General features: G+C 45.4%; 15 protein-coding genes. 13 read left to right on the forward strand and 2 right to left on the reverse strand.

Annotated elements, in window-relative coordinates; genetic code table 11:
- The first annotated feature begins 22 nt into the window (after positions 1–22).
- From OCV54_RS02350 to OCV54_RS02410, 13 genes are all read left to right on the forward strand, one after another.
- Complete coding sequence (locus OCV54_RS02350) at positions 23–1,786, forward strand: V-type ATP synthase subunit A (protein WP_022217533.1); 1,764 nt, start codon at positions 23–25, stop codon at positions 1,784–1,786.
- 4 nt (positions 1,787–1,790) lie between these two features.
- Positions 1,791–3,161 (forward strand): V-type ATP synthase subunit B, encoded by a 1,371-nt coding sequence (locus OCV54_RS02355; protein ID WP_004850771.1) that lies wholly within the window; start codon positions 1,791–1,793, stop codon positions 3,159–3,161.
- A gap of 279 nt (positions 3,162–3,440) precedes the next feature.
- Positions 3,441–4,115, forward strand: a complete 675-nt coding sequence (locus OCV54_RS02360) for a V-type ATP synthase subunit D (RefSeq protein WP_004850770.1) — start codon at positions 3,441–3,443, stop codon at positions 4,113–4,115.
- Positions 4,116–4,188: 73 nt separating this feature from the next.
- Positions 4,189–4,371, forward strand: a complete 183-nt coding sequence (locus OCV54_RS02365; RefSeq protein ID WP_262563236.1) for a hypothetical protein — start codon at positions 4,189–4,191, stop codon at positions 4,369–4,371.
- Between the two features lie 22 nt (positions 4,372–4,393).
- Positions 4,394–5,851 (forward strand): glycoside hydrolase family 32 protein, encoded by a 1,458-nt coding sequence (locus OCV54_RS02370; protein WP_055222459.1) that lies wholly within the window; start codon positions 4,394–4,396, stop codon positions 5,849–5,851.
- Positions 5,852–6,165: 314 nt separating this feature from the next.
- Positions 6,166–6,948 (forward strand): TraX family protein, encoded by a 783-nt coding sequence (locus OCV54_RS02375; protein ID WP_022217537.1) that lies wholly within the window; start codon positions 6,166–6,168, stop codon positions 6,946–6,948.
- Positions 6,945–8,099: a M20 metallopeptidase family protein gene (locus OCV54_RS02380; protein ID WP_055222460.1), complete on the forward strand. Its 1,155-nt coding sequence runs from the start codon at positions 6,945–6,947 to the stop codon at positions 8,097–8,099. Before OCV54_RS02375 ends, OCV54_RS02380 begins: the two co-directional genes overlap by 4 nt.
- A gap of 52 nt (positions 8,100–8,151) precedes the next feature.
- Entirely contained in the window at positions 8,152–9,045 is an 894-nt protein-coding gene (locus OCV54_RS02385) for a hypothetical protein (RefSeq protein ID WP_055222461.1), read from the forward strand.
- A 635-nt stretch (positions 9,046–9,680) separates the two neighbouring features.
- The gene (locus OCV54_RS02390) at positions 9,681–9,905 is read left to right on the forward strand and encodes a hypothetical protein (RefSeq protein WP_015534264.1); all 225 of its coding nucleotides are present in this window, start codon (positions 9,681–9,683) and stop codon (positions 9,903–9,905) included.
- Positions 9,906–9,938: 33 nt separating this feature from the next.
- A complete protein-coding gene (locus OCV54_RS02395; RefSeq protein ID WP_015534263.1) occupies positions 9,939–11,387 on the forward strand; it encodes a polyamine ABC transporter ATP-binding protein in 1,449 nt (482 codons plus the stop codon).
- A 14-nt stretch (positions 11,388–11,401) separates the two neighbouring features.
- Positions 11,402–12,202: an ABC transporter permease gene (locus tag OCV54_RS02400; protein WP_015534262.1), complete on the forward strand. Its 801-nt coding sequence runs from the start codon at positions 11,402–11,404 to the stop codon at positions 12,200–12,202.
- A complete protein-coding gene (locus OCV54_RS02405; protein WP_055222462.1) occupies positions 12,202–12,993 on the forward strand; it encodes an ABC transporter permease in 792 nt (263 codons plus the stop codon). Before OCV54_RS02400 ends, OCV54_RS02405 begins: the two co-directional genes overlap by 1 nt.
- Positions 12,990–14,561: an extracellular solute-binding protein gene (locus OCV54_RS02410; RefSeq protein ID WP_055222463.1), complete on the forward strand. Its 1,572-nt coding sequence runs from the start codon at positions 12,990–12,992 to the stop codon at positions 14,559–14,561. Before OCV54_RS02405 ends, OCV54_RS02410 begins: the two co-directional genes overlap by 4 nt.
- 125 nt (positions 14,562–14,686) lie before the next feature.
- Here OCV54_RS02410 and OCV54_RS02415 read toward each other — a convergent pair whose 3' ends face one another.
- Together OCV54_RS02415 and OCV54_RS02420 are read right to left on the reverse strand one after the other, a co-directional pair.
- The gene (locus OCV54_RS02415; RefSeq protein ID WP_022217543.1) at positions 14,687–15,328 is read right to left on the reverse strand and encodes a phosphoribosyltransferase; all 642 of its coding nucleotides are present in this window, start codon (positions 15,326–15,328) and stop codon (positions 14,687–14,689) included.
- Positions 15,329–15,383: 55 nt separating this feature from the next.
- A complete protein-coding gene (locus OCV54_RS02420) occupies positions 15,384–16,454 on the reverse strand; it encodes a pyridoxal phosphate-dependent aminotransferase (RefSeq protein WP_055222464.1) in 1,071 nt (356 codons plus the stop codon).
- Between the last annotated feature and the right edge of the window lie 184 nt (positions 16,455–16,638).

Below are 16,638 nucleotides of genomic sequence, written 5' to 3' on the forward strand. Positions count from 1 at the left end.
AGAAGGGAGCGTGAGCTGTTAAGTGGCTACAGGAAAGATTAAGAAGGTCGCCGGACCACTGGTCATCGCTGAGGGCATGCGTGATGCAAATATGTACGACGTGGTGCGTGTAAGTGAGAGCAGACTTATCGGCGAGATCATAGAGATGCACGGAGATCAGGCATCAGTTCAGGTATACGAGGAGACATCAGGACTTGCACCGGGAGCACCAGTCGAGTCAACGGGAATGCCTCTGTCAGTTGAACTGGGACCGGGACTTATAAGCAGTATATACGATGGAATCCAGAGACCACTGGATGATATCATGAAGATATGTGGTAACAACCTGAAGCGAGGAGTAGAAGTTCCATCGCTGAAGAGAGATATCAAGTGGACATTTGTGCCGACTGCCAAGGTGGGTGATAAAGTGTCGGCAGGCGATGTGATAGGAACAGTTCAGGAGACTGTGGTCGTCACACAGAAGATCATGGTGCCTTATGGTGTGACAGGAACCATCAAAGAGATAAAGGCAGGAGAATTCACAGTTGAGGAGACTGTGTGTGTGGTTGAGACAGACAAGGGTGACAGGGAGCTGACACTCATGCAGAAGTGGCCGGTTCGTAAGGGCCGTCCATATCAGGAAAAGATACCACCGATCATGCCACTTATCACAGGACAGAGAGTTGTAGATACATTCTTCCCTATAGCAAAGGGAGGAGTGGCTGCGGTTCCCGGACCTTTCGGAAGCGGCAAGACAGTTATCCAGCATCAGCTTGCAAAGTGGGCTGAGGCGGATATCGTTGTCTACATCGGATGCGGAGAGCGCGGAAATGAGATGACAGATGTTCTGAACGAGTTCCCAGAGCTGAAGGATCCGAAGACCGGACATTCACTCATGCAGAGAACAGTCCTCATAGCCAACACATCGGATATGCCGGTTGCGGCCAGAGAGGCATCTATATATACGGGTATAACTATAGCTGAGTATTTCCGTGATATGGGTTACTCGGTGGCACTCATGGCGGATTCCACATCGCGTTGGGCTGAGGCGCTCAGAGAGATGTCAGGACGTCTGCAGGAGATGCCTGGTGAGGAGGGTTACCCTGCTTACCTCGGTTCAAGACTTGCACAGTTCTACGAGAGAGCCGGAATGGTCAAGACTCTCGGCAGCGAGGGCAGAACCGGAGCACTGTCGGTTATCGGTGCGGTTTCTCCTCCGGGTGGTGATATTTCCGAGCCGGTTTCACAGGCAACACTTCGAATCGTCAAGGTATTCTGGGGACTGGATTCATCGCTTGCGTACAAGAGACATTTTCCTGCCATCAACTGGCTGACCTCATACTCTCTGTATGTGGACAATATGGGCAAATGGTTCGAGGAAAATGTAAATGAAAAGTTCATGGTCGACAGACAGAAGATGATGACCCTGCTTCAGGAGGAGGCAGAGCTCGATGAGATCGTTAAGATGGTAGGTATGGATGCCCTTTCAGCGGGAGACCGACTGAAGATGGAGGCGGCGAGATCCATCAGAGAGGATTTTCTTCACCAGAACTCATTCCATGATGTGGACACATACACACCGCTTCACAAGCAGTTTCTGATGATGGAGCTCATCATGGCATTTTATGAGGAGTCAGCGCAGGCACTGGCCGGTGGAGCAAGCATAAGAAATATTCTGAACATGCCGATCAGAGAAAAGATCGGACGATTCAAATATGTGCTTCCTGAGAATGTGGATGAAGAGTACGAGAAGATATCCAGGGAGCTTGACAAGGAGCTTCAGGAAGCTATAGAGAAGGAGGACTAAGACTATGCCAAAGGAATATAGAACTATACAGGAAGTTGCGGGTCCTCTGATGCTGGTGCACGGAGTTGAGAATGTAGCTTATGATGAGCTGGGTGAGATTGAGCTGGCGGACGGCGAGATCAGACGATGCAAGGTCCTTGAGATAAATGGCGAGGACGCCCTGGTACAGCTCTTTGAGAATTCGACAGGTATCAACCTTTCAAACAGCAAAGTAAGATTCCTTGGAAGGAGTATGGAGCTCGGCGTATCAGAAGATATGCTTGGCCGTGTATTTGACGGACTTGGAAGACCTATAGATGGCGGCCCTGAGATACTTCCTGATGAGAGAAGAGATATCAATGGTCTGCCGATGAATCCGGCTGCCAGGAACTATCCGTCTGAGTTCATTCAGACAGGTATATCAGCCATAGACGGACTGAACACACTGGTAAGAGGACAGAAGCTGCCGATATTCTCGGCTTCAGGACTTCCGCACAGCCAGCTTGCAGCACAGATAGCAAGACAGGCAAAGGTGCGCGGAACAGATGAGCCATTCGCCGTCGTATTTGCAGCCATGGGTATCACATTTGAGGAGGCAAACTTCTTCACAGAGAGCTTCAAGGAGACTGGTGCCATAGACAGAACAGTCCTCTTTATCAACCTGGCAAATGATCCTGCTGTTGAGCGAATCGCCACACCTAGAATGGCGCTTACCGCCGCTGAGTATCTTGCATTTGAGAAGAACATGCACGTTCTGGTAATCCTCACGGATATCACGAACTATGCGGATGCACTTCGTGAGGTATCAGCCGCAAGAAAAGAGGTTCCGGGACGCCGTGGTTATCCTGGATACATGTACACTGACCTGGCAACTCTGTATGAGAGAGCCGGAAGACAGAAGGGTAAGAATGGAAGTATAACCATGATACCGATCCTGACCATGCCTGAGGATGACAAGACTCATCCTATACCAGACCTTACGGGATATATCACAGAGGGACAGATCATTCTCTCAAGAGAGCTGTACAGAAAGGGAGTCACACCGCCTATCGATGTACTTCCATCACTGTCCAGACTTAAGGATAAGGGAACCGGTGAGGGCAAGACCAGAGGAGATCATGCCAGCACCATGAACCAGTTATTTGCAGCTTATTCAAGAGGAAAGGATGCCAAGGAACTTATGACTATCCTGGGTGAGTCGGCACTTTCGGATATAGATATTATATATGCAAAGTTTGCAGAGGCATTTGAGAAGGAGTATGTATCCCAGGGGTACGGCACCGACAGAAGTATTGAGGAGACACTTGCCATAGGCTGGAAGCTTCTCTCCATTCTTCCTAGAGCCGAGCTGAAACGTATCGACGACAAGTGGCTTGACATGTATTACGGAAAGTAGTGGGTAGGCAATTTTGAAAGATGTAGATTGTGTTCGTCCCCCATTGCGGCATATATTGCCAATAGGGGGAGTTTGAGGTCGCCGGTCCTTAGGTGGCGCCTCAAGCGGCACCTTAGTACCGCTGCAGACCGAAATAAGCGGAAGCGACCCCCGGTTGGCAATATATGCCGCAATGGGGACACAATTAAATGTACGACATTCAAAATTGCCATATACACGTTGTCTTTGTAATACATGTCAAGTAGCTTGAAAATATATTTGGAAGAAAGGAGAAGACAGATGGCTAATGTTGTGGTTAATCCAACCAGAATGGAGCTGACAAGGCTTAAGAAGAAGCTGGTCACGGCATCCAGAGGCCATAAGCTCCTTAAGGATAAGCGAGATGAGCTGATGAGGCAGTTCCTTGACATGGCAAGAGAGAATATGGAACTGAGAAAGAAGGTTGAGGCTGGCATCAAAGCTGCCAACACAGGCTTTGTAATAGCGAAGGCGGGTATGAATGAGCAGACATTGAGTACGGCGCTCATGGCTCCGAAGCAGGAGGTGCGGATCGCCCTTGGCGACAGGAATGTAATGAGTGTTGACATTCCTGTGTACGACTATAAGACGAAAAGCGCAAATTCAAATGACATCTATTCGTATGGATTTGCATTTACATCTGGAGAGCTGGACGATGCAGTGAAGTCCCTCTCGGATATACTTCCTGATATGCTGAGATTGGCGGAGGTGGAGAAGTCTTGCCAGATGCTCGCAGCGGAGATAGAGAAGACCAGAAGGCGTGTAAATGCTCTTGAGCATGTCATCATCCCGGAGACTCGGGAGGGAATAAAGTATATAAGCATGAAGCTTGATGAGAATGAGCGAAGCACCCAGGTCAGACTTATGAAGGTCAAGGACATGATGCTGGAGGAGGCTCATCACTACAAAGAGCATCAGTTCGAGCATGCGCAGTAGACAGAATGATATTTAAACTTATAGGACAAAAGTTTTGATAAAAACCGCCCACACCTCAGATAAATAAAAGGGTGTGGGCGGTTTGATCTTCTTGTGGACGGGAACTGAAAATAATCTGTATTTCCAGTTTGCTGGAAGCAAGACTGTTGCAAGAGTATCAAAGTATGAGATAAGCCAGATAGGCGACAAGGTTTCGTTCGTATTCATGCCACATAAGCTGCACTTCTTTGACAGCACAACCGAAAAAACAATCTAATCAAGAAGAAGGAGGTCACAGTATGTATACATGCCAGAAGGCAGATGAATATATAGAAAAGAACAGAGTAGACAGAGCAGACAAGCCGGAGTTCCATCTTACAACTCCGGTGGGCTGGTTAAACGACCCTAATGGATTTTCCATATATGGAGGAAAGGCACATTTGTTTTATCAGTTCCATCCATACAGCACGGAGTGGGGACCTATGCACTGGGGACATTCCACCTCAGATGATTTTATAAGATGGGAGGAGCTTCCAACAGCACTGGCACCTGACTCGGATTATGATTCATTTGGCTGCTTTTCAGGAACTGCAATAGAGAATGACGGGAAGCATGTATTGTTCTATACAGGAGTAGTTGAGGAAAAACTGGCTGATGGAACTAAGAATGTTATACAAAACCAGTGTATGGCTGTAGGCGATGGAATTAGTTATGAAAAAATATCCGGCAATCCTGTTGTTGATGGGAAGATCATGCCGGAGGAATGCAGCCGTGCTGATTTCAGAGATCCGAAGGTCTGGAAGGATGCGGACGGCAGGTACTATATGCTGGCTGGAAACCGGACATATGATGGAATCCCTCAGGTTGTACTGTTCTCTTCAGATGATATGTACAACTGGAAATTTGAATCAGTATTTGCAAAGGATGAAACAGGCAGATTTGGCGCAGTGTGGGAGTGCCCAGACTATTTTGAGATGGATGGACATAAGGTGCTTATAGTATCCCCACAGGACATGTCAGCAGATGGAGAGTTTCACAATGGAAATAACGTGGTATTCTTCACAGGCGATGTGGATGAAGAGAAACATATTTTCAAGTATGAAAAAGCAGTATCTGTGGACAGTGGATTTGATTTTTATGCACCACAGACTATAAGAACACCTGATGGACGAAGAGTGATGATTGGCTGGATGCAGTCTTGGGACAGCGTAAATACGCTGCCACGTGGACAGAAGTGGGCATGTATGATGTCAGTTCCAAGAGAACTAATGATCTCTGACGGCAAGCTGATTCAGACTCCGGTCAGAGAGCTTTGTGGATACAGGCAGAACAAGCTGGTAGTTAATGATACTTTGCGTGGTGAGAAGACATATGAAGGCATTAACGGCAGAGTTATCGATATGACAGTTGATATAAAGAAAGCTGAATGCGGACATTTTACAATGCACTTTGCAAAGGATGAGATTCATGAAACCAATGTCAGCTATACCCCGGGAACACAAATGCTTGAGATAGACAGAACATTTGCGGGATGGATACGTGATACAAACTGTGTGCGCAAGGTCAAAATCAAGAATGGCAATGGACTTTCAAAAATGAGAATAGTGATGGATTGGAATTCCATAGAGATATTTGTAAATGATGGAGAACAGGTGCTGTCTACAGTTATATATACACCGCGCAATGCTCAGGATATTGTATTTGAAACTGACGGATGTGTGGAACTTGAGGTGGAGAAATACGATCTGAACATATAGGTCATATGCTCTGATTGACACAGAGGGTGATCGAATACCAGCTTGCAAAGATTAGAAAAACATCTGATTTTGCAGACTGGTATTTTGTTTATTTATCCAGCAAATATGCTGACTACATGTAAATGTGCAATGTCATAAATTTAAGCGTATTGAAAAAAAGTTAAGCTCTGTTATTCAATGCAGTTATGTTATACTTATAGTGAAAACACTGTTGAAAAGTGTGGTAGTGCATCAGTGCGGGGGCCTAAAAACGACTACTGTACTTATTAGGACTAAAACATCAGTAAATGTTGGGAAAACAAAGGAGAAATTGCATGAAAGTTCATAATTATAAAATAAAAAATAACTCTGAGCAGGCAGAGGGTGCAACTTGTGAAACGTGCAGAAAAATAACATTGAACGGAATAGGTCTGCTTTCCGGAGCACAGCTTAAGTATATAGCGTTCATTTCAATGCTCATAGATCATACGAATAAGACATTGCTGTATCCGTATCTGGATGGTGGAATAATATCGGCTGTAAGTGATGTATTTGATGTCCTGGGGCGGATAGCTTTCCCGATATTCATATATATGTTGGTGGAAGGATATTTTCATACGAGAAACAAGTGGAAGTATCTTGGAATGCTGCTTATATTTGGCGTGATATCTGAGATCCCTTATGACATGTTCTCCAGTGGCGTATTCTTTGAATGGAATGCAAATAATATTATGTTTACATTGGCGATGGTGCTGGCAATGATATGGATCATTGATGTGCTGAGGAAAAAAATGGAGAAGCTTCCCAAGGCAGTATGGTTTATAGCAACGATACCGATAGTTGCCATAGTGTGTCTTATATCGATGAATCTTGCGGTTGATTATGACTACCACGCCATACTTATAGGATATTTCCTGTATATATTTCATGAAAAGTCCGCAATTGCAATACCGTTCTGCTACCTGGCGATGTTCAAGGAACCGTGGGCACTGTTGGGGTTTGGACTGACTTTGACATACAATGGCAAGCGCGGCAGGCAGAATAAGCTGGTGAATTACCTGTTCTATCCAGTGCATATGCTGATACTCGGTATTATAAGGATGTGTCTTGGGCTGTGATAGATGAGAAGGAGCACGGAGACGTTATGGAAATTGACAAAGAGCTGATGACAAAGATATATGACCTCAGGCGCAGGCTTCACAGCATTCCTGAGGCTTCGATGCATGAGATGCAGACTAAGGCGGTGCTCATGTCGTTTCTCAGGGAGAATACTGACCTTGAGATCGTGGATAGAGGTGCTTGGTTTTATGCGGTGCTGAAATCTTCTGATGACAGAATAGGGGATGAAGAAAGAACGCCGATCGCGTTCAGGGCAGACATGGATGCAGTGTGTGGGCAGGATGGAAAGCCGGGACATTACTGCGGGCATGATGGACATAGCAGTATATTATGTGGGGCTGCGGCCTGGCTGTCCCGTGCAAGCCAGAATCAGATAATTAACAGGGGCGTCTATTTCATTTTCCAGCCCGGCGAGGAGATCGGTGCCGGGGCAAGGCTGTGCAGAGATCTTATAATTGAGAAGAATATAGGTGAGATTTATGGACTTCATAACATACCGGGATATCCGAGAAATCATGTGCTGACGATAGATGGAACATTTGCATGCGCATCAACGGGGCTTGAGATACATATGATAGGGACAGCCAGCCATGCGGCATATCCTGAGGCGGGAAAGAATCCGGGGCCTGCGCTTGCCAGGCTGTTGCTGGAGATAGAGGAGCTTACGGAGGAGTACAACCGCAGCAGGGGATTTGTCAGGATGACGCTCATCGGAATGGATATTGGAAATGCCAATTATGGTGTGGCTGCATCAGAAGGAACGCTGCGTATGACGGTGAGGGCTGAGAGAGAAAAGGTATTTGCCGGGTATGTGGATGAGATAAAGCAGATTGCACAAAATACTGCGGACGATGGGGGCTTCACCCTTGATATACAGGAGATAGAGCGGTTCCCGGCAACGGAAAATCATGCTGTGAATGTGGACAAACTGAGAAAATGTGCTGCTGACCAGAATATTGTGGTTACAGAACTTGCTGAGCCGATGAGGTGGTCGGAGGACTTCGGATACTATCTGCAGGAGACAAAGGGAGCATTCTTCGGCGTAGGCGATGGTGAGGATCATGCCCAGCTCCATACGGCGGGATTCGAGTTCCCGGATGAGATCATAGAGACAGCAGTTAAAATGTTTGTGGGGCTGGCGTTGATGTAGTGCATGTAAGAGATAGTAAGTTATTTGATGTTCAAAAATGGGGTGAAGTCGTATGAAGATAAAATATGACAAGCGCGTAATGCGTATAATTCTGATCACCGCGGTGGTGGTATCTGTTCCTACACTTGCAGGAATGATCTGTGGTGTGTTTTTTGATGATATTGTCAGTACATTTTGCGATGTTATGATGGTGACCAGCGTTATTACATTTTGCCCTATGGCTGGTTTGTGGCTTGCCTGCCTGGACGCATGGCTGTACTTGAGAGAACTGGGCAAGGCCGGATATGAGGTCCCAGATGACAGAAGAAAATATAATTGTGTGCTGGAAAATCTGCCGAGAGAACGAGAAGATTATTGCATCGTTGATGGAAGGGACAGGGATAGCGTGATATCAGCATGTATCACGGCTGCATGTGCACTTTGTTTTGCGGTGGTGGCCATAAAGTATTATGTAGGGTGGTGGCGCTGGCTCCCCGGAGTGTCGATTCCTGGAATATGCCTGTGTATTGTTGTTGTATTCTGGGTGGCTGGGGCAGTTGTATATTATAGACAGTCTGACAATAGAAGATATAGAGGAAGGCTTGAACCAGTCGATGACAGAAAGGTAAGAACCTATCTGTTTAAGAAGATAATGACTGTACTTTTGGCTGGCTTTGTATCCGTGATTTTTGATCTGGCTATGTTTTCTGCGGCTGGTTACATGGCCAAAGCACAGGTGGAGGCGGATGTTGAGAAGGTGAGATACGAGGTCGCTGGTATCAGCGATGTATCTCGTGACGGTCAAGATGGAACATACCAGCCAGGAGAGATAGACACGGACAAGCTGGGCATAGATTTTCGGATGAAAGACGGACATCTTGAATGGCAGTCAGAGCACGGGCAGATGAAGCTTACGTATGTATATACATGGAAATATGGGAAAACGGAAAGAAGGATTATCAGATGATACTGTGGAAACTTCCGAACTCAGGCATAAAAATACTCTTATTGAACAAAATAAATATAGAATGTGTTGCAGAATATTCTGAGGTTTTGCATAGCATGTCCTGAAGAGTGATGGATTATTGTGTGTGGAGGTTCGACATGACAAAAGCGGCAAAGATATATCTGGTGGTTCTCATATGGCTGTCAGCACTGGTGCAGCTGGCGGTACTTCTGATCTAGAATTTATTAACTGTTATCTGAATAGCGATTCGGATTTGATGGATTCAGTAAAATGTGACTGCCTCTTGAGTCATTCCGGAATTGTTCAGAATGAATAACAGGTAACGACCTGTTTTGTTAAAGAATTAAATGAAAATATATATCATTACCAATGATTATATGTTAGAATAAATCGACTTTGTTTCAAATTGCAGGGATGCAGCCGCGAATATGCGGAATGTTTGGAGACAGGGTCGATTTTTCTGCATAAAATGCAGGATGATCTTCATGGATTTCGGGAAAAATAGGAAGTCTGTTAGCTATTTTACCCTGGATACCGTGCCTTAAAATGTATCTCGACATGGAGAGGCAGGTGGATAGGGCTACTAACCGTGATCCATGCCATCACCCGGTATCATAAAGGGGTTTTTTCTTAACATGTTTTTGATTCCCCGACAGTATGAGGGCAAGATAAAGTTGTGCTCATGCGAGGAGAGCTATCAGATAGGCTTTTCGTTATTTGCTCCCCGGGCTGGTGAGATATACAGCAGTGATACATGGAGCGTGGATTTGTTGTCCGCTGACGGCGGGGCGGTCGCTCTTGTCGTCCATTTGGAATGGCAGATGACAAATGCGCTTTGTTGGGGCACTGTAAGTAAGTGACGGAGTATGTCACGATACTTAAGGAGGAAATAAATGGAAAAAAACAACAATAATTCCAACAATATCATTGAATTGAAAAACATTGTCAAGACCTATGACAATGGATTCACAGCAGTTGACGGCTTTAACCTCGAAGTGAAGAGAGGCGAGTTCGTCACGTTCTTAGGCCCTTCAGGCTGCGGAAAAACCACGACACTTAGAATGATAGCAGGATTCGAGATTCCTACTTCAGGAGAGATATTACTGAATGGACAGGATATCAGCAAGCTTCCACCAAATAAGAGACCTATCAACACGGTCTTTCAGAGGTATGCGCTGTTCCCACATCTGAATATCTTTGACAACATAGCATTTGGCCTCAAGCTCAAGAAGCTTCCTAAGGCAGAGATCGTGAAGAAGGTCAAGAAGGTCCTTGAAATGGTTGACCTTGAGGGCTTTGAGGACAGAAAAGTCGCCACGCTTTCGGGTGGACAGCAGCAGAGAATAGCTATAGCGAGAGCTCTTGTCAATGAGCCAGAGATACTTCTTCTGGATGAGCCTCTTGGCGCACTGGATCTCAAGATGAGAAAAGAGATGCAGATAGAGCTCAAGGGAATGCATGACAGGCTGGGAATCACTTTTATCTATGTAACACATGACCAGGAGGAAGCACTCACCATGTCAGACAAGATAGTTGTCATGAGCGAGGGTGAGATACAGCAGATAGGAACTCCTGAAGATATATATAATGAGCCAAAGAACGCATTTGTTGCGGATTTCATAGGCGAGAGTAACATCTTCAACGGAATTATGACGGGCAAGTTAAAGGTAAGATTCTGTGGTGCAGAATTTGTCTGTCTGGATGACGTGGAGATTGGAACAAAGGTGGACGCCGTAGTAAGACCGGAGGATGTGATGATCACTACACCTGAACAGGGTGCTGTAAAGGGAGTTGTGACATCTGTTGTGTTCAAGGGTGTGCACTATGAGATCACCGTTGAGTCCGGAAGGAATGAGATAGTTATTCAGACCACAAAGTCCGCCAAGGTTGGAGACAAGGTTGGCCTCAATGTTGAACCTGATGGAATACACATCATGATATCGGAGACTGCAATCAACAAGATTGAGAGCTCAGTCAATAGAAATTATGCCCTCGGCGTATTTGACGGTAAGGTATCATGCGACCTCACGGAGATCGTCCCGGGTTCAGCCATGAAGGATGGCGTGCTGGTGGATGCAAATGGTGAGGCGATAGACCGTGAGAAGATCAAGGTAATAGTATCTATACTTCCAGAGGATATCGACATGAGTGATGACGAGGAAGCTGGTATAATCTGCGGACATATCATCAATCTTATATATAAGGGAGACCACTACAGCTATGTGGTGAGAACTGACAATGAGGAGGACTTTATCGTGGATGACGAGTACCTGTGGAACATGGAGGACAGAGTCAGCCTGATAATTCCAGAGGATAAGATGAAGTTTTCACTTAAGAAATAGATGGAGGGATGAACATGAACGGCTTACGTTTTTCAAGAAAACAGCTGGGCATCCCATACGCATTATTTCTCATATGCTTTGTAGTTGCACCACTGTTTGTAATTATTTATTATGCCTTCACCAACGGCGAGGGCAGGTTTACATTTGACAATCTGACGGGATTCTTTACCAGCCCGAACACCATAGGTACTCTGGCGTACAGCTTTCTGCTTGCCATAGTGACTACTCTGGTGTGTCTGCTGCTGGCATATCCGATCGCATATATACTTGCGAGAAGTGAGATGAAAAGGAAATCGGTAATTGTCATGATGTTCGTGCTCCCGATGTGGATCAACTTCACACTGAGGATCACAGCACTCAAGGAGGTACTCACGGTTATAGAGGGCAATCTGGCATTCCACCCGTTTCTCAATTCGGTTATAGGAATGACATATGATTTTCTGCCATTTATGATACTTCCTATATACACAACCATATTGAAGCTTGACGGCAGCCTTATGGAGGCCGCTGTGGATCTTGGGGCAAATAGCTTCCAGACATTTGTCAAGGTCACACTTCCGCTCACCGTTCCGGGAATCGTCAGCGGAATAGTTATGGTATTTTTGCCATCTATGACTAACTATGTTGTGCTTGACATGCTTTACAACAGCACATACATCATGGGTAGTCTGATAGGAAGCTACTTCTCAGCATACAACTGGAACGGCGGTTCCATGATAGCACTCGTCCTTCTTGTGATAATACTTGTATTCACACTTGTGACAAACAAGTACACGGATGATGACGGCGGAAGCAGAGGAGGTGCGTTGTTATAATGAAGAAATGGTCTAAGATTATATTTATATGCATTATGCTTCTTCTCATATATATGCCTATATTGATACTGGCTGTTTACAGCTTTACAACATCGGCAAATATCGGAAGCATTCACGGATGGTCGCTTCACAATTATGTGACTTTGTTCACCAAGGACGAGCTGAGGTCAATGATCGTTGGAACTGTGTTTCTGGCCGCAGGTTCAGCACTGATAGCAACCATACTCGGAACACTCGGTGCCATAGGTGCTTTTTATTCAAAAAAATGGGCTTCAGCATCGATAAATGCCATGAATGAGGTGCCTGTTGTAAATGCAGATGTTGTGACAGGTTTCTCTATATGTATACTGCTCATAGTTGCATTTGGCATGAGCAAGGACAGCTATGTTCCACTTGTCATCGGCCATGTGGTTTTGTCGGCACCTTTCGTATATCTGTCAGTGGTGCCAAAGCTCAAGCAGATGGACAGCAGTCTGTATGAGGCTGCGTTAGATCTGGGAGCTACACCTTTCCAGGGACTCACAAAGGTAGTGATACCCCAGATACTTCCGGGTATTATTTCGGGATTTGCGCTGGCTGTTACACTGTCACTGGATGATTACTTCATCGCGACATACACCAAGCCTGCGACATTTGACACCATAAGTACTTACGTTGTAAATGCGACAAAAGGTTCACAGACGGAAGTTAAGACAGCCCTGTGGGCGCTCTCAACAGTCATATTTGCACTGGTTGTCATAATCGTTGTGGCTATGAATGTGGCCGGAAAAAAGAAGGAGGTGGAGCGATGATAAGACATAGATGTTTTGGACGTTCGATTTCCAGAAAGCTGGCGGCAGCAGTCATGGCTGTTTCATTGCTTGCCGGACAGATGCTGCCGGTAATGGCAGCGGAGGATATAGGAGATGCTGCTTCTGTCAAGAGTGACGGCGCATCTGCTACTGAAAAAGAGGTCACTCTCAGGGTGTGCAGCTGGGAAGAGTACATTGACGAGGGTGGTTGGGATGAAGACGAAGCCCTGGAACTGGACAATGGAACAACTATATTTGGTGAGAATTCCATGGTGGAGGATTTCGAGAACTGGTATTACGAGAATTATGGTGTGAAGGTGAATGTTCAGTATTCGTGCTTCGGCACCAATGAGGATCTCTATAATATGCTGACTCTCGGCGATGTGTATGATCTTGTATGTCCTTCGGAGTACATGATCATGAAGCTTATGTCTGAGAACAAGCTTGAGCCTTTGTCCGATGACTTTTTCGATGAGAACAACGACAAGAATTATTATATAAATGGTGTGTCGCCATACATCAGAGATACATTTGAGACGCATGAGATAAATGGAGAGACCTGGAGCAAATATGCAGCTGGCTTCATGTTTGGAATTACGGGAATTCTGTACAATCCGGAGAAGATGACCGCTGACGAGGCGGGAACATGGACAGTCCTCAACAACCCTAAGTTTGCAAAACAGATCACCATAAAAGACAATGTCAGAGATTCCTACTTTGCCGCAGTCGGGGCACTGCAGAGGGACAAGCTGATGGACACTGAATTCAGGGCTCAGGATGATTACTCAGAGCAGCTCAAGGATATCATGAACGATGTCAGTCCTGAGACTATAGCAAAGTCACAGGATCTTCTTCAGGACATAAAGGATAATGTGTATTCATTTGAGACTGACAGCGGTAAGGCAGACATGATAACAGGAAAGGTTGTTGCGAATTACCAGTGGTCAGGAGATGCAGTTTATGCCATGGATCAGGCTGAGGAGGATGGTGTGAAGCTTGACTTTGCGGTCCCTGAGGAGTGCACAAATCTGTACTTTGACGGATGGGTCATGCTGAAAAATGGAATAGACGGTGACGCTGACAGAAAGCAGGCGGCCGAGGCGTTTATCAACTTTGTGTCAAGACCTGACAATGCAGTCCGCAACATGTATTACATTGGTTATACCTCAGTCATAGCAGGTGGGGATGACGATACGGTATATTCTTATCTGGATTACACTTATGGTGCAGAGGATGACGAGGAGGATGTTGTTGATTATCCACTTGGATATTTCTTCACAGGGGACAACTCAGATCCTGACTACGTTCTCAGAGCTTCTGCGGAACAGGTCAACAGACAGCTTGGGGCTCAGTATCCGTCACAGGACGCCATAGAGAGAAGTGCGGTCATGGAGTATTTCGATGAGGATGCCACCAAGGATATCAACCAGATGTGGATCAACATCAGATGCTACAATATCAAAGATGTGCCGACATGGGCATGGTTTATTGTGGCAGCGGTGATCGGTGCACTGGCCGGAGTGATCGTATATCATAAAAGGTCAAAGAAATTTTATCTTGGAAAATAGAATAGTATAAAATAAACGGCTGCCTTGATGGTATGTGGTTTTCGGTAAGAAAGGCCATATGCCATCGAGGCAGCCGTTTTAGTTTATGTGAGCGGCGAGGGAAAGGCTGCGTTGTTTCTGTGGTATTACAGCATCGAATAACCATAGCTGTTGACAATGGCTTCTATCTTCTTGCCGGCCTTACACATAGGGCACTCGTCAACGGAATAAGAAGCATAGTCGTCGATATCCTTCTTGCTGAACAGAGAGTGAACCTCGTGGCCTGCAACCTCGTCTGTAGCTGAGAAGATAGCTGATATTCCTGAGATGCTTCCACCGTAGTATTCAATACATTCGATGCTCTGCTTGATTGTCTTGCCGGTGGTTGCCGATGCAAGGAGAAGGAGAACGTTCTTGTTCTTGATCATTGGCTGAAGGTTATCACGGAATATGAGCTGGCCTGAAGAATGAACCTCAGGTGTCATGATGTATATGGTCTGGTGCTGGTTCATGGACACGATACCGTTCTCTGTGAGGGCATTTGCAAGGTAAGCACCGATAACCTCTGTTCCGTCCATGCAGACGATGGTGTCAACGATCGTTGTTGCAACATACTCTGTAGCCATGGATTTGGCAGCAGCGAGAGCCATCTTTCTTCTGCTTTTGATGGTTGTCATATCGATGTATCTGTTGATGTGGGAATGGTTAGTTGCAAAATGTCCGTCAACTACTTTGATGTCCAGTGCATTGTTATAAGACGATGTGATCTTGGTTGTCATGTTTTCCATAGTTTAAATTCTCCTTTTCTATTATTATGTTGTCTGTAAATAAAACAGTAATTTCCTAGACTATTTCCAGCACGGTGTTGACCAGCAGGTCATCCTGTTTTGGATTCATAAAACAGAATCTTATGTATTTGTTGTCAAGTCCGCCTATATCAGCACAGCTTCGTATATAAAGACCCTTTGGCATGCAGTAATCCACCACATCACCCGCGGAAATAGCATCCCTCAGGATACGGATCAGTATGAAGTTGGCGGCCGGTTTGTACAGCTTGATCGACTTGTGGGTGGACAGTGCCGAGTACACAAGGTTGCGCTCGGTTCTGATGAGCTCTCTTGATTCGGCAATGTATTTTTCGTCGGTGAACATGGCGACCCCGGCGGCCTCCACAAGCTTGCCTATCGCAAATGGCAGTCCGGTGATCTCAAGTGTTTTCTTGAGAACAGGATTCGATGTGATCATATATGCCAGCCTGAGTCCGGGAACTGCAAAAAATTTCGTTGTGTTTCGCAGCACGATAACATTCTCGTATTCCGATGTGAGAGGAATGGCAGAATTACTCTCCAGATCATCAACAAAATCCATGTATTCCTCGTCAACGACCATGGTTATGTTATTGCCATCGCATATCTTGGCTATAAATTCCAAAGACTCTGCATCGATTATCTGTGATGTTGTACCATTAGGATTCGATATAAATATAATATCGATGTCCTCTGACAACTTCGATATAAAATCTGCGATATCGAGGGTGAAATCCTCCTCCTCAGGTGTGGAGTAGTAGATTATCTCACAGCCGTTCATAGAGAGCAGCTTTTCGTAATTCTGTGCTCCAGGTGTTATCAGGATAGCTTTCTTAGGCGAGGTAAATTCGCACAGTATCTTGACAAATTCATAGGAGCTGCCGCCGACGATTATGTCGTCTGTCTTTGCTCCGGAGTATGCGGATATGGCCTCCTTTAATTTCTTTGTGGTGTGATCAGGGTATACTGATAACTGACTCATGTTGTCCGCAATAGCTTTAGTAACAGATTCGGGAACTCCCAGTGGATTCATGTTAAGATCTGCACGAACAGTTTCGACCTGACTGAGGAGATTCTCTGTTTTTAGATTGATAACCCCATTTTTCATAAAAAAACCCCTTTTTCAGTTGTTTTAAGTTATTTTTCTGTATATATTGTTTAAAAAGAGACAATATTTTGTTATAATCTGAATATATGTCTTTTTGTCAATTATACCGATTGGAAGCTTCAAATACAACCACTATGAGTGATTTTTGACAAAAAGACAATAGAAATAGATACAGGAGACCAGA

The sequence above is a fragment of the Coprococcus aceti genome (assembly GCF_025567285.1).
Taxonomy (GTDB): domain Bacteria; phylum Bacillota; class Clostridia; order Lachnospirales; family Lachnospiraceae; genus Coprococcus; species Coprococcus aceti.

Coding starts and splice junctions, on each gene's coding strand:
- OCV54_RS02355 (WP_004850771.1), top strand. CDS start 1,791: ATGCCAAAGGAATATAGAACTATACAGGAAGTTGCGGGTCCTCTGATG.
- OCV54_RS02360 (WP_004850770.1), top strand. CDS start 3,441: ATGGCTAATGTTGTGGTTAATCCAACCAGAATGGAGCTGACAAGGCTT.
- OCV54_RS02370 (WP_055222459.1), top strand. CDS start 4,394: ATGTATACATGCCAGAAGGCAGATGAATATATAGAAAAGAACAGAGTA.
- OCV54_RS02375 (WP_022217537.1), top strand. CDS start 6,166: ATGAAAGTTCATAATTATAAAATAAAAAATAACTCTGAGCAGGCAGAG.
- OCV54_RS02385 (WP_055222461.1), top strand. CDS start 8,152: ATGAAGATAAAATATGACAAGCGCGTAATGCGTATAATTCTGATCACC.
- OCV54_RS02390 (WP_015534264.1), top strand. CDS start 9,681: ATGTTTTTGATTCCCCGACAGTATGAGGGCAAGATAAAGTTGTGCTCA.
- OCV54_RS02395 (WP_015534263.1), top strand. CDS start 9,939: ATGGAAAAAAACAACAATAATTCCAACAATATCATTGAATTGAAAAAC.
- OCV54_RS02400 (WP_015534262.1), top strand. CDS start 11,402: ATGAACGGCTTACGTTTTTCAAGAAAACAGCTGGGCATCCCATACGCA.
- OCV54_RS02405 (WP_055222462.1), top strand. CDS start 12,202: ATGAAGAAATGGTCTAAGATTATATTTATATGCATTATGCTTCTTCTC.
- OCV54_RS02410 (WP_055222463.1), top strand. CDS start 12,990: ATGATAAGACATAGATGTTTTGGACGTTCGATTTCCAGAAAGCTGGCG.
- OCV54_RS02415 (WP_022217543.1), bottom strand. CDS start 15,328: ATGGAAAACATGACAACCAAGATCACATCGTCTTATAACAATGCACTG.
- OCV54_RS02420 (WP_055222464.1), bottom strand. CDS start 16,454: ATGAAAAATGGGGTTATCAATCTAAAAACAGAGAATCTCCTCAGTCAG.